This is a genomic window from Paenibacillus sp. sgz302114 (genome assembly GCF_056120345.1).
The window spans coordinates 562,901-577,126 of record NZ_JBVYOI010000003.1; the positions used below are offsets into that span (position 1 = coordinate 562,901).

Below are 14,226 nucleotides of genomic sequence, written 5' to 3' on the forward strand. Positions count from 1 at the left end.
CATATCTTCGGAGGCAATGAAACGAACATGACTTATTTTCCTGATTATTTGAAAACGTATCCAAACATGGATTCCGCCTTTCCGCTCCATATTGGCATTCATCAGCTCGAACGCGGATTTCGGGCGCATCGCCACGATTTTCTCGAATTCTCGTATGTCATCGAGGGCGAAGGCTGGGAGAGCATCAACAATGTGAAGCACATCATGCGTCCTGGCACATTCACATTCGTGCAGCCATACCAAGTGCATGAGCTGTTCACCGAGCCCGGCAGCAAGCTTGTGCTGTACAATTGTATGTTCAGCATGGATTTGCTCATGGAGCATGGAGCCGGCGACAGCCTTGCCGAGCTGATTGAACCGCGCCAGCTCGATCCGTTCACGCATTTCGGCGGTGCAGCGCAGCATCAGATGGAAGGTCTCATGCGAGAGATGCTGCAGGAATACGAGGGCAACGAGCCGTGGCGCTTAACGATGCTCGCCGCTCGATTGAAGGAGCTTCTCGTGCGCTTCGACCGCGAGCGGCGCAAGCATGCGCCGGCAGACCTGGAGCTCGCCTGTGCAGCAGTCGTGCCAAAGAGAGGCACCTCCGTCTGGCCGATTATTCGCTATATTCATCGCAGCTATCAGGACAATCTCACCTTATCGGACCTATCGCAGCGCTTCGGCATGAGCGTCTCGCGAATTAGCGAAGTCATCAAAGAAACGACGGGACAGACGTTCGTCCATTTCGTTCACGATCTACGTCTTCGGCATGCGAGCAGCCTGCTCGTCTCTACCGACAACAGCGTCGTCGATGTCGCGCTCGAGGTCGGGTTCGGCTCGTATAAGACGTTTGCGCGGATCTTCCGCGAACGCAAAGGCATGGTTCCGCTCGCTTATCGCAAAGCGAAGCGAACGCAAACAGCGAAATAGGCGACCGCATCGTGCGGTCGCCTATTTCGATCCGAGAGAACATCTGCACGGCGTGGTCGCCTCCTCCTACCGCTCCCCGATCCGATCGCGATACTCCTGCGGCGTCTTATCCGAATACCCCTTGAACAGCTTAATGAAATGCGGCACAGCCTGATAACCGACCGCTTGCGCGATTTCGTAAATTCGCTTATCACTGCTGCGCAGCATGTATGCAGCAAGCTCCATCCGGTAGCGCTGGATATAGTCGCTCAGATTAGTCCCCGTCTCCGCTCTGTATACCCTAGACAAGTAAGCCGGATGCAAGCCGACATGAGCCGCAATCGTCTGCAGCGACAGGTTGTCGTTAAGGTTGCCCTCGATAAAAGCGTGGACCTTATCGACAAGCCCCGCCTTCTGCTTCTCTCCAGTCTCCTCCGACTGCTCACGCAGCGAGCGGAATACATGGAATGCCCACTTCTCCAGCTGCTTCAACGACGGCGCAGCCGGCATAAGCCCTAGAGAGGCACTTCCGCCTAGCTCGCTCAGCAGCTTTCCCCTCTTATGCGCCATATATTGATAAGCATTGGCAATGGAGAAATAAGCTTCATTCGCATGCTCCGGCGGATAATGCGCATGCTGCAGCTCTTCGAATATTTCGATTAGCTTCTTCTCTGCCGAGGCCCAGTTGCCCGTATCAAGCAAATGAAGGAGCATCGGCGGTCGATACAGAGAGGTCAGCGTTTCGATCCGATTCTGATCCCGATTGTCGGCAATCCGCATGAAGACGCCCCGCTTCTCCTTCGCGTCCTCCCTCATCCCTTTGATCGTCGATCGGTATAAGCCAGGCAAGCCTTCCGGGAAGCACGCTCCGTTCTTGGCGATGAATACAGACAGGTTCTCGTGCAGAATCGCTTCCGCCTTCTTCTTAAACGCTGCCGCCCGATTGTCCATCAGATGCAGATCGAGCCCAAGCCCCACTGACATGCCGGCGCTCTCTTCCTTATTCGATGCCACGAGGAAAACAAGATATTCGTTCGAGTCGCGACTGTGCCATACATGAAAGGCGTCGTTAAACACCTCTTCCGCCATATTCGAGACGGCATATTCAATGAGCTCACGGTCCTTGTTCTCATAATCCTGCAGCCTGCCATCCAAGCGTACGATAAAAAGTCCGACCTGCTGCTGCAAAGAGAATGGCAAGCCTAACAAATTCAGCTTTCGGGCAAGCTCCGCAAACGGCACTCCGTTATCCCTCAGCAGCCTAGTCAGAAGCTCGCTTCGCAAGGCAGGCAAATTCTCCCTGAACGCATAAACGTCACGCTGCTGCTGCCTTTGCTGCTTCATTTCGGAGGCAATCTCCTCGGTCAGCTTGCTAAGCTTATCCCGCAGATGCTCCGAATGAACCGGCTTCATCAGATAGCCAGATGTATTGTAAGGCACGACGCTCTGTGCGTATTCGAAATCCGCATAGCCGGACAGCACGATAATTTTGACAGCTCGATCCATCTCTCGAATTTGTTTTATGAGTTCGATACCGCTCATCTCCGGCATGCGAATATCTGTAATGACAATCTGAATGCTGTGCTCACGGAACAGACTAAGCGCTTCTTCACCCGAAAATGCTTTATGAATGCACGTAATGCCAAGCTCCTCCTTCGGCACTGTCGCAGCGATGCTGTCGACTTGCGAAGGAATGTCGTCGACGATCATCAGTTGAAGCATCCCTAGTCTCCCCCTTCCTTAATGACCAGCGTTACCTTCAGACCTCCCATGCTGGAGTGGTCGATTGCTAAACCCGAAGCCTCTCCGAAAAAATGCTTCAGCCGCTGATGGACATTCCGCAGCCCCAGACTGCCATTCTCGCTCGCCTGTATATTCAAACTGTGCCTAAGCAGCATTAATCGTTCCTCCTGCATACCGATGCCGTTATCCTCGACTGCGATTTCGTAGCCATCCTCTGTGCGGTGGCCGGTAATTAGAACGTGAAACTCCCCTTTTTTACTCTCCATCCCATGCACGACCGCGTTCTCGACAAGGGGCTGCAGCAGCAGCCGGGGCATTAACATTTTGAACAAGTGATCTTCCATATCCTCCTCGTATTGCAGCCGCTCAGACTGCATCCGATGAATTTCCAAGTAATTCCGAATTAACTCCATTTCATCCGCTAGCGAGGTCAGCTGCTGCTCCGTTCTTGTCGTATAGCGGTAATATTGGCTCAAATGCTGCGTGAAAGCGATAATCGCCTTCGTCCGATCCAGCTGCGCCATACTTTGGATATAGGCAAAATTGTTATATAGAAAGTGCGGGTTAATTTGCGCTTGGAGATGCTTGAGTGACGACTCTTTCGCACGGAGCTGCTCCGTATACACTTTATCGATCAACGTTTGGATATCGTTCGACATGAGATTAAACTGCTCGATTAAATAAGTAAATTCATTGTTCGGCCAGCGCTTGATCCGATGACCGTATTGACCCCTTCGGAGCGATTTGACAGCTCCTATCAGATCATAGATAGGCTTCTGCACATTGCGATACAACAGCGCCGCCGAGGCGACGCCAAGAACGAGCAGGAGAATACCAGCTTCATAGAACTTACGTTTACTATGCGCGATAGGCTCGAGCACCTTCTTCATCGGTTGAAAATCAACCAAGTACCACCCGAGCGTGGAGGAAAGCACATAATTGACAAGGTAAGGCTCATTACGATAATTCATCTTCACGGAGCCATCCGCAGGCTCGGGATCGCTCGCCTGAATGCGATTAAACTGCTCGGACATCGCCTGGATTAACTCGGGGTCGGAACCATGCGGGATGATTGGCGAGAGGCCCGGATGGTACAGGAACGGCTGGCCGACGCTGCCTTGCATGAATCGGTCAAGCATATTCACCAGGTTCTCCGATGCGAACGTAACTTCAACGTACATATTGGGCTCTGTAGACCGATTGGGCGACTCGAACGGAGTCGTCAAATGCCGTACGAATGCTCGTTCGACTCCGCGTTCCGTAAAGATGTGACGGTAGTCCCAGCGCTCCTGAGATAGATGATCGTTGAAGTAGGCCAAGTCATACTGCTGCTTCGAATTCGTCGATACCGCAAGATTCGCAAGCGGAGAATAGACCGAGAAATCATTGTCCCATTCAAAGGTGGTCGATTGCATGTCGAGCTTCTGCAGCAGCAGCCGTTTCGATTCCAATATGGAATAGGTGGGCTCGGTGGATGAACGAAACTGGAGCTGTACCGCATCCGGGTCCGTAGCAATGGCGAAAGCGGCCCGCCATAAGCGGTCCGCCTCAACATTCATTTGCTCTACAAAAAACCGGATCCGATTCAGGTTAACCTGCAGCAGCTCCTGCTCGACAACGTCGGTACTCGTCTTATTCGACGAATTGTACATCATGAAGATCGGAATGATCATCAGAACGATAACGATCATAATTCTCGTAAATATGTTTACCCGGTTTCTCATTCGATTCAACCCCGACCTTCTGAAGCATTTCGCCTACGATTTCACGGAGCCTAGCACAATTCCTTTAACGAAATATTTTTGCAGGAATGGGTACACAAGCAGAATCGGCAGCGCGCCGATAAAGATTTGGGCGGTCTTGATCGTTCTGCTGGAGAAATTCGCGATACTATCCGACGTCACGCCGATACGTGACAAATTGTCGCTTACAATCATCGAGTGCAAATAACTGGATAACGGATAGCCATCGGGATTCGTCATATAGATGACACCGTCAAACCATGAGTTCCAGTGGAAGACCATCGTGAACAAAGACAACGTTGCAATGGAAGCCATCGAAACAGGCAAATATACGCTCCATAACACTCTTAAGTGGCCAGCCCCATCAATATAAGCGGCTTCTTCCAGATCGACTGGAATCGTACGAAAGAAGTTGAGCATCAGAATCATATTCCATACACTGACGGCCGAAGGCAGTACTAGCGACCAAATGGAATCGATCAGATGAAGCTTCGTGATCAGAATATATGAAGGTATCAACCCTCCCGAGAAGAGCATCGTAAACACGAATAGCCACATATAAATTTGGCGCCCTGGAAATTTGTTGCTCGTCTTGGACAAGCTGTATGCGCCCATTGTGACGACAATCATGGATACAATCGTCCCTAAGATGGTCCGCTCTGCGCCGATCCATAAGGATCTAAGAAACTTCTCATTGCCGAGTGTCTTAACATAAGCGTCCGTCGTGAAGCCCACCGGCCAGAAGTTGACGATATTCGCTGTTGCCGCGGCCCGTGAACTGAAGGAAACAGCAAAGATATGGATAAGCGGCATGATGCAAAGCAAGCCGAGCAGGCATAGAAATATCGTGTTTGCAATCGTAAATAGCTTGTAGCTCCGAGAGCGGTAAAGCATCATACAACCTCCTTAGAAAATCCGGTAGTTCGCCAATTTGTAAGCCAATCTGTAGCTGATGATAATCAGAATGAGGCCGACGACGGACTTGAACACGCCAACCGCTGTTCCGAAGCTGAATTGCGAATTGTTTAACCCTTCTCGGTATGCGAACGTATCGATAATATCTCCGTGCGAGAATACAAGCGGATTATAGATGTTCAAGATCTGATCGAAGCCCGCATCCAATATCCGGCCGAGCGACAGCGTCGCGACAACGATTACGATTGGCAGCATAAGCGGAATTGTGATCGACTTCACTTGCTGCCAGCGGGTAGCGCCGTCAATTTCAGCCGCTTCATACAGCGACGGATTTATGCCGACTAACGTTGCTAGGAAGATAATCGCGGAGAACCCGAATTCTTTCCATACATCGCTGATAATGACCGTAAATCGGAACCAAGGACCATTGCCGAGGAAAAAGATCTTCTCCATGCCCACTGCAGCGAGAACGCGGTTTACAATCCCGCCCTCCGTCGAGAGAATGTCGATCAAGATGCCCCCGAGAATAACCCAAGACAAGAAGTGAGGCAAATAGACGAGCGTTTGTATCACGCGCTTGAACACGACTTTTCTGACTTCGTTAAGCAGGAGCGCGAAAATAATCGGAATAATTAAGTTAAAAAGCAATTTAAATGCGGCAATAATTAACGTATTCATAATGATCTGCTTGCCGTCGGGATAGGTAAACAGATAATGGAAATGGTCAAGGCCCACCCACGGAGAGTTTTTCATCCCAACCCACGGCTGATAATCTTCGAAAGCAATGACAATTCCAGCCATGGGAATGTAAGAAAATATGATGCATAATACGATTGCCGGCAGCAAAAGCATATGGAACGGCCATGTTTTTTTCCAATACGATAGCACCTTGCACCCTTCCTTTCATAAGAAAAACAGAGGAGTAGCTGCAGCTTTAGACTACCGCGGCCCCTCTGTCTCTCAATCATGCGGTTTTTCCATTATTACTGGTTCTTCGCATACCAATCATTAACTTCTTCCGTAATCTTCTCTCCGCCGTTCGCGAGCCATTCTTTGACGAATTCATCAAAATACTCGATCGGTTTATCGCCGTAGATGATTTTCAGATAAGCCTCTGTAGCAAGCTTCTGCAGCAATTGACCTTTGGATTTCATCGTCGGCGTCACAGGTCCGGTGAAGTAGTTTTTGCCTTCGGTGATGCCTTGGTTAATCCGTACGCCTGCAGCTTCGATCTGCTTACGCTTCATCGCTTTCACATCAACTTCTCTGGAGGTGAGAGCGTCCGCGTTCGGATCAGCCAGGAACTTCTTAACGGGCTCATCATTGGAGAACGGAATCGTCGTTACCCCGCCTGCAAGAATATTCGTTGTCATGAAGCGCATATCCATCTTGCTGCCGTCTTTGAGCGGCCATTTGTCTTCCGGTACGCCGTTTTCCTTGAAATCTGCCTTTACAACTTTGCCGTCAACGGTAACATAGTCATAACCTTCCAAGAAGCCGTTCTTCCAGCTTGGGTCGTAGTAAGGGTCGCCGTCTTGCTCCAAGCCCTTCGCGAACATCTTATTGAAGTATGCGAACCATGCTTCGATGTTTTTGAAGTCTTTGTTGAATACAGTGAAGCCTGCAGTGAGCGGCTTCTCCGCGCGGCCTACTTTGCCATCTGGACCGGCAGGGAGCGCATATGGCTCGAAGTCTGCTTTAGCATCGACCTTCGCAGCATCGCTAAGCGGCCAGTCGCCCATCCAGAATGGTCCGAAGATAACGCCTGCCTTACCGCTTGCAACCAGCTCAGATGTTTTCATCGGATCTTTGATGCCGGCTTCCTTATCGATATAGCCTTTGCTCATCCAGTCCTTCATCGTTTCCAGGTACTTCTTCGCATCCGGGTGGATTGCGCCGTAGCTGAGCTTACCGTCTGCGCCTTTGTTCCAGAAGCTGCGGACATCGTAAGTGTTGATCATTTGATCCGTAAGCGCTCCAACGATTGCATCCGTCTGCCCCATCCACGTCCAAGGTCCTTCTTTGAGCGGCACAGCGAGACCGACCGTGTCGTTCTTGCCGTTCTTATCAGGATCGTTCTCCGTGAACTGTTTGATCACTTCTTCGAATTCAGCCAGCGTAGTAGGCGCTTTCAGACCGAGATTGTCGAGCCAATCCTTGCGCACCCACATGACTGTTCCTTCGTCGCCCATGAAGAAGGCAGGGATACCGTAGATATGGCCGTCCTTCTTCACTTCGCCCATCGTATAAGCTAGCTTCTCAAGCATCTTCTTGTACTCTGGATGTGCGTATTTCTCGATCGCTTCATCAAGCGGCATCAGCTTATTCGCTTGAAGCATACTTTGCAGAATCTCACCGGAGGTTCCGAATACATCGGGCAGCTTGCCGCCGCTCGAGAGCAGTAGGCGCAGCTTCGTATCGTAGTCTTCCGGCTTCGTTACGATAAAATCATATTTAACCTCGATACCGATATTGTCTTTCATCCAAGTAAGTATTGCATTGTTCTCCATCGACTCCCCTGGTTTAAAAGCATTGCCACGGGAAGCACCGTCATCCGTAACTGCAGATGTAATGGTAACCGGCGGATCGAATTTCTGTTTCCAGATCTCAGTTGGCTTCGCATCGTTAGTGGAAGCTGGAGCGTTCTGAACCGCAGCCTGGTTGTTGTTGGCCTGGGCCCCTTCGTTGTTGCTCGTGTTGCTGTTGTCGTTCGAACAGGCGGCTAACGTCGGCAGCATGCTAATCACAAGAGAAAGCGTTGCCAACTTTGTGTACTTTGCATAACGTTTCATGTTTTACCCCTTTTCTATTTGATCGTGGTACAACCTGATTATAGGGGGAGAAACAGTGTGATGAAATAGACCGTTTTTTACATTATATCGTAAATTGTACATTTTGAGTTTACGTTTTTATTTTATATATCTAAATTCATGAGGTTAAATGAGCAAAACGTAAATCATTTTGTCAAATTTACATATCTTCTGTCAACATACCGTTCAACGTTTACAAGCAATAAAGCAAAAAAAAGCGCCGCGGTATAAGCGGCACTTGGCTTTTTACATCCTATTCGATTATTAGACCCTGTGTAGGCTCTTGCCCTGCTGCTCTTTCACATCCCGCCACATCTGGCGCCATGCTTCGAAATCGGTCATTACGCTTTCCGGCTGTAACCGGCTGCGCACGACGAACGAAGGATGCACGTCGCGACCGGATGCCGCGCCTGTCTTGTGATAACGCAGGTCGACCGACCATCTGACAATGTCCGAGCGGTTCGCGATACCCCGATGCGGCGTATATTTGTTCATGATGACGAGGCTGCCCTTCCTGCATTCGGCTAGAACAGGCGACACCTGCGGCAGCTTATCCGGCACAATCGAAGTGCCGCCTTCGGCACGATGATTGATATACCCCTGCTTGAACACATGCGGCATCACTTCCATACAACCGGTCTCCGCGGTCGCATCGACGAGCGGCATCCAGAACGTAATGATTTCCGACGCTTCGGAGTCAGGCGAGGTAACGGCGCAGTCCTGATGCCAAGGGACATTTTGAAAATGATCCGGCTCCTCCGAGCGTGCACGTGACGCTGGCAGCTTCGCACGGATATGCTGGATCGGATTGCAGCTCAGCTCGGTGCCGAGGAGGCATTCGACGACATCCAGCAAATTCGGATTGGCAAGAAACCGGAACATCGCTTCGCCAAGATATCCATTAATGTCGAAGCCCCGGCCGATCTCCCGGCACTGAGCATGCAGCAGCATATACCGCCGCTCGAACGGCTCGTCCTCGTAGAGGTCCGGCAGCTTTCCTTCTGCATGGAGCACACCTGCGCGCGCATTAATTTCCGCTGACAATTCATCGATGACTGGCTGCAGATCCTCGTTCGTGAATACGTCCGGTACGATAAGATAGCCTTCTGTCTGATAGCTGATGATTTGCTCGATGGATAATCGCATGCCCACGCACCTGCCCTTTCTCCAGCAAACTATTCGATTTTCGCTACTTGCACGCGTCCTGAGAAGAACGTCGCGCCTTTCCCCATATCTGCCACACGGTCCGGCGTCAGCGCATTGACGAGCGCCTTGCCATCCTTGCCGTCTGCCCATAATCCCTGCATAACGACAACGCCCGAGAGCACATCGTCGCCAACAGCAGCAGTCAGTTCGCAGTCTCCACGGTCGTTCCACACTTTGATCGCGTCACCGTCTTCTATGCTCAAGCCCGATGCATCTAAGCGGTTCATATACAGCTTCGGCGTCTTCTCCAGCTTTACATGCTTCTCATTGTTCGAGAACGTCGAGTTAAGGAAATTATGATTCGCCGTCGGGATGAACAGGAACGGGTACGGACCGTCATCGACAAGCGGCGTGTACGTCGGCATCGGCGGAAAGCCTTTGCGCTCCATCTGTGCCGAATACAGCTCAATTCGTCCGCTCGGCGTACGCAGCTTGCCTGGAAGCAATGGCTTCACGTCTGCCTTGATTGAACCGTGCTTCTTCAGCCCTTCAAGCGTAATCGCTGCGATATTGCGATTGTTCGGATTGTTAAGCGCCTGCACGATCATCGCTTCATCCGAGTCACGCAGCGCTTCTTCCACATAGCCCATCCCTGCAGCAAGCAGTCGGAACACATCGCTGTTCGACTTGCTCTCGCCGTACGGCGCTGCGACCGGCTGCTGCAAATGCACATAATGATGCCAGTAGGATAAGTACAGATCGGTATTCTCAAAAGCGGACGTAGCTGGCAGCACAATATCCGCGTATGTCGCCGTTTCCGTCAAGAACAGATCATGCACAACAGTAAACAAGTCTTCGCGCGACAGTCCCTCTCTTACTTTGCCAGCGTTCGGCGCCACGACTGCCGGGTTTGCGTTATAAACATAGAGCGAGGAAAGCTTCTGGCCCTCCGGCTCCATCAGCGCATTGCCTAACAGGTTCATGTTAATCTCTTGCGCGCCGCTCTCCGCACGTAGATTAGGACGTTCCAAGGCCGGCTTATTAATCATCAGATAGCCGCCGTTGCCTTTAATTGCGCCGCCTCCGCGTTTCAGCCACTGTCCGGTCAGCGCCGGCAAGCAAGCAATCGCGCGAGTCGTCATGCCGCCGTTGTCATGATGCTGCGGCCCGTTGCCGATCCGGATGAACGCGGACTCCGCTTCGCCGTACATGCGTGCAAGCTTGTAAATATCGTCTACTGGTACACCGGTGATCGACGATACCAGCTCAGGCGCGTACGACTTCACGTGCTCTCGCAGCTGCTCATGTCCGGTCGTAAACTCAGCCATGAATGCTTCATCGGTGTAGCCTTCCGCGAACAAAACATGCATCACGCCAAGCGCCAGTGCTGCATCCGTGCCTGGCAAAATCGGAATGAACCAATCCGCCCATCTAGCTGTCCGGTTGCGGTGCACGTCGATGACGACCACTTTCGCCCCTTGCTTGCGCGCTTTCTCGGAGATCGTCACTTGATGCATATTGGTGCTGACGGCGTTAATGCCCCACATGATGTGAAGCTTCGCGTGAACCGTTTCCTCCGGGTCCGTCCCGTAGCTGCCACCCATCGTATAGCCGTAGCCCTCCGTGCCTGCTGCTTCGCAGATGGAATAGATGAGCTTGCTTGCGCCCATACGGTTGAACATGCGCCGGCCCATGCCTTCCGTGCCGATCCGCCCCATATTGCCGTAGAAGCTGTAAGGGAGAATCGCTTCCGGCCCTTCCTCTTCGATCAACTGCTTCCATTTCGTAGTGATCGTGTCAATCGCTTCATCCCAGGTAATGCGCTCGAACTGGCCGCTGCCCTTCGGCCCTACCCGCTTCAGCGGATATTGCAAACGGTCTTTATCATATATACGTTCCGTCATATTACGGACTTTATTGCATATTGCCCCTTGTGTTACCGGGTGATCCGGGTCTCCTTCAATGCGAACGATGCGCCCATTCTCCTTGTGAACAAGCAGTCCGCACTGATCCGGACAATCGAGTGAACAAACCGATGGAAAAACGCCATTCTGCTCGGTTACATAAGCCATAATTAAGTACGCTCCTTCCAAAACAAAACCATTCTCACCTATTATACAAGGGAGCGCCCAATTACGCGATGTTACCGAACTGAATTGCCTCCGTCCACAACGAGCACTTGCCCGGTAATTTGCCGGCTCATATCCGACCCCATGAAGAGCACCGCATCGGCGATATCCTCGCCTGTCTGCATCCGCCCAAGCCCCATTCGGCTCATATGTGCCGTAATATTCGCTTCATCCATTCCTGCCGTTTTCCAGCGGGCAACCTCGCCTTCGGATGCAATCCAGCCGGGCTGTACGCAGTTGACTCGTATACGGTGCTGCGCCAAAGCTTTGGCGAGATTGCGGGTTAAGGTGACGATGCCTCCCTTCGATACGGAATACGCGAGCGTCGCCGGTTCCCCTGCATTCGCATGGCCCGAGCCGATATTAATGATCGCACCGCTGCCTCGCTCCATCATGCTGGGCACCACGGACTGGCACAGCATGAACGTGCCTTTGAGATTGACGTCCAGCACATGATCCCAGAATGCCTCCTCCATCTGCAGCATGTCGCAGCGCGGGAAGATGCCCGCGTTGTTCACCAGCACATCTACAGGACCGAAATGGCCTGCCGTCTCGCTAACGAGCGCTTCGATATCAGATCGCTTCGAGACATCGCACCTGACAAAATGAACCTGCGACGCGTATCCATCCTCCGACAACTCGCTCGCTGTCGCCACACCGCTCTCATCCACATCAGCAATGACGACATACGCGCCGCATTGCAAGAACCGAAGGGCGATCGCTCTGCCGATGCCTCTGGCCCCGCCGGTGACGATGACGCTCTTCTGCTCAATATCGCGAAGTGGCGCTGTCATGACTGCAGCGATTCCTTACGCGCCGCCGCTTCATAAGCGGTCGCTGGCATTTGCGTCGCAAGCTTGCCGCCGCTAATGTCGATCATCGTCCCCGTAATATAACCCGCGAGGTCCGATGCTAGGAAGCAGATCAAGTTCGCGATGTCTTCCTTGTTGCCCCACCGGCGCAAGGTGAGCGTATCCAGCAGCCGATTCTGACGCTCCTCCGTCTGCTCGGCAAAATGATTCATTTCCGTTGGAATCATGCCGGGCGAGTAGCAGTTCGCCGTAATATTGTACGGACCAAGCTCCCCGGCTAGAACCCGGGTAAACTGCTTAACCGCTGCCTTCGAAGAAGCGTACGCCGCACCGCCATAGGAAGGGACAATCGCGGCAAAAGAAGCCGCATTCAAGATGCGCCCCGACAGCTGTTCCCTCATAATCGGCGCAACTGCCTGGCACATCAGGAACGTGCCTTTCAGGTTAATGTCCATATTAGCGTCCCATATCTCTTCCTTCAGCTCTTCCACGATGCCGCCGCTCGCCACGCCTGCATTGTTGACTAGAATATCTATGCGGCCGTAGCGGCTGCGCACCTCTGCGACGACTTCTGCAATCTGCTTCGCATCACGTACGTCACAGACGAACTGCGCACCAGCCAGCTGCTGCTTCGCGAACGCTTGCCCAAGATCTTCGAGCAGCTCTGCCCGAATATCCGTGCCGATTGTGACAACGCCTTCCTGTGCGAGCGTTATCGCGATATGCCTTCCGATGCCTCTGCCAGCGCCAGTGACAATGGCTACTTTGCCTCTAAGATCGATAATCATGAGAACGCCTCCGATTGTTAGAGAATGCGCTTTCATGTTACCATTCGGGTAGTTGGTATGGATTTACATAAAGGAGAATGTTTTTTGGACTTTTCCGAAAATCTTTCATGGGGACGGTGTTCAGCTATTGGCCGCTTCGATCAATCCAGCCGCTAGACCAACGACGCTTCGCGAGCTGTCGCCTGTCATCCACTGGGCGCAGCCGCATAACCGGACGCCTGCTTTCAAATGGAGCCGCCGTATCTACGATTTCCAGCTGCTATACGTGAAGCATGGCGAGCTGCGTGCCACAATCGAAGGGGAAACAATGCTGAAGGTGCGGGCCGGCAGCCTACTCATGCTGCCGCCGTGGCGTCACCACCGGATTGAGGTGCTGTCGGAGCCTTATGCGGAGCTGCTTGGGGTTCATTTTGACTTTTTCGAAACAACTGAGGGTACGCACTCGATCCTTGTAGACGAGCAAGCGCCGAATGTGGAGCTGCTTAGCCCTATCCCCTATTTGCAGGACAAACCGATCTTCATGGAGCTTCTCTTCAATACGGTATCGCCTCGAATCATCTCTTTGCTCGAAAATGTCATTCAAGAGTGGAATGAAAAGCAGCAAGGGTACGAGGTTATCTGCAGGGGTCTGATGGTTCATCTCATTGCGCTGCTCGTGCGGCATCAGAACGAGCGCCGCGGCCTCTCGCATCCGAAATACGAGAAGCAGCTGCTTCAGCTCGCAGAGGAAATTCGGTCTGACTTCAGTCGCAAATGGACAAGCGGGGAGATGGCGAAGTATCTGAACGTGCACGAGGATTATATGAGCAGGCAGTTCAAGGCGATGATGGGCATCGGACCGAACAAATTCGTGCAGTCCGTGCGCCACCAGGAGGCGAAGCGGCTGCTTCGGGAGACGGACCAGACCATCGAGACAATCTCGACCGCAGTCGGCTATGAGGACTTTCATTATTTCAGCCGTATTTTCAAGCGGTGGGAGGGCATGTCGGCAATGCAGTTTCGGAAGCTATCGCGGATGATTTAAAAATTGGTTGGCTATGGCCGCTGCGCAGTCGAATGTTCTTCCGATCGCTGTTGTACTTAGAATATTCTTGAACAATTTTCAGAGGTAGAATTTCAAGTACAAAGGCGAACGCACCGCACAAACTGTTAACGCGAAATTTCGCGCGTGCGGTTTGGTGCAGTCTTCTACAGAATCATTTAACCGCTTCGCTCCTGCTAACTACAATAAAAAATCCCAAACCTTCCTC

General features: G+C 52.0%; 11 protein-coding genes. 2 read left to right on the top strand and 9 right to left on the bottom strand.

Annotation, left to right across the window (positions count from 1 at the left end; all coding sequences use genetic code 11):
- Positions 1–27 precede the first annotated feature (27 nt).
- Positions 28–912, top strand: a complete 885-nt coding sequence (locus AC0LWF_RS11835; protein WP_474651719.1) for an AraC family transcriptional regulator — start codon at positions 28–30, stop codon at positions 910–912.
- Positions 913–978: 66 nt separating this feature from the next.
- On the opposite strand, the gene AC0LWF_RS11840 is transcribed toward AC0LWF_RS11835, so the two are convergent.
- From AC0LWF_RS11840 to AC0LWF_RS11880, 9 genes are all read right to left on the bottom strand, one after another.
- On the bottom strand, positions 979–2,613 hold the full coding sequence (locus AC0LWF_RS11840) for a response regulator (RefSeq protein ID WP_474651720.1): 1,635 nt from the start codon (positions 2,611–2,613) through the stop codon (positions 979–981).
- A gap of 2 nt (positions 2,614–2,615) precedes the next feature.
- Positions 2,616–4,358, bottom strand: a complete 1,743-nt coding sequence (locus tag AC0LWF_RS11845) for a sensor histidine kinase (protein WP_474651721.1) — start codon at positions 4,356–4,358, stop codon at positions 2,616–2,618.
- A gap of 33 nt (positions 4,359–4,391) precedes the next feature.
- Positions 4,392–5,270 carry a carbohydrate ABC transporter permease gene (locus tag AC0LWF_RS11850; RefSeq protein WP_474651767.1) on the bottom strand — a complete coding sequence of 293 codons (879 nt, stop codon included), beginning with the start codon at positions 5,268–5,270 and terminating at the stop codon, positions 4,392–4,394.
- Between the two features lie 12 nt (positions 5,271–5,282).
- Complete coding sequence (locus AC0LWF_RS11855; protein ID WP_474651768.1) at positions 5,283–6,143, bottom strand: ABC transporter permease; 861 nt, start codon at positions 6,141–6,143, stop codon at positions 5,283–5,285.
- 131 nt (positions 6,144–6,274) lie between these two features.
- Positions 6,275–8,083 carry an extracellular solute-binding protein gene (locus AC0LWF_RS11860; protein WP_474651722.1) on the bottom strand — a complete coding sequence of 603 codons (1,809 nt, stop codon included), beginning with the start codon at positions 8,081–8,083 and terminating at the stop codon, positions 6,275–6,277.
- A gap of 282 nt (positions 8,084–8,365) precedes the next feature.
- Positions 8,366–9,247, bottom strand: a complete 882-nt coding sequence (locus AC0LWF_RS11865) for a phytanoyl-CoA dioxygenase family protein (protein WP_474651769.1) — start codon at positions 9,245–9,247, stop codon at positions 8,366–8,368.
- Between the two features lie 29 nt (positions 9,248–9,276).
- Positions 9,277–11,319 (bottom strand): molybdopterin-containing oxidoreductase family protein, encoded by a 2,043-nt coding sequence (locus AC0LWF_RS11870; RefSeq protein ID WP_474651723.1) that lies wholly within the window; start codon positions 11,317–11,319, stop codon positions 9,277–9,279.
- 71 nt (positions 11,320–11,390) lie between these two features.
- Positions 11,391–12,170 carry an SDR family NAD(P)-dependent oxidoreductase gene (locus tag AC0LWF_RS11875; RefSeq protein WP_474651724.1) on the bottom strand — a complete coding sequence of 260 codons (780 nt, stop codon included), beginning with the start codon at positions 12,168–12,170 and terminating at the stop codon, positions 11,391–11,393.
- Positions 12,167–12,976, bottom strand: a complete 810-nt coding sequence (locus AC0LWF_RS11880; RefSeq protein WP_474651725.1) for an SDR family NAD(P)-dependent oxidoreductase — start codon at positions 12,974–12,976, stop codon at positions 12,167–12,169. Before AC0LWF_RS11880 ends, AC0LWF_RS11875 begins: the two co-directional genes overlap by 4 nt.
- 127 nt (positions 12,977–13,103) lie before the next feature.
- On the opposite strand from AC0LWF_RS11880, the gene AC0LWF_RS11885 reads away from it, so the two are divergent.
- Positions 13,104–14,000 carry a helix-turn-helix transcriptional regulator gene (locus AC0LWF_RS11885; RefSeq protein ID WP_474651726.1) on the top strand — a complete coding sequence of 299 codons (897 nt, stop codon included), beginning with the start codon at positions 13,104–13,106 and terminating at the stop codon, positions 13,998–14,000.
- Positions 14,001–14,226: the final 226 nt, after the last annotated feature.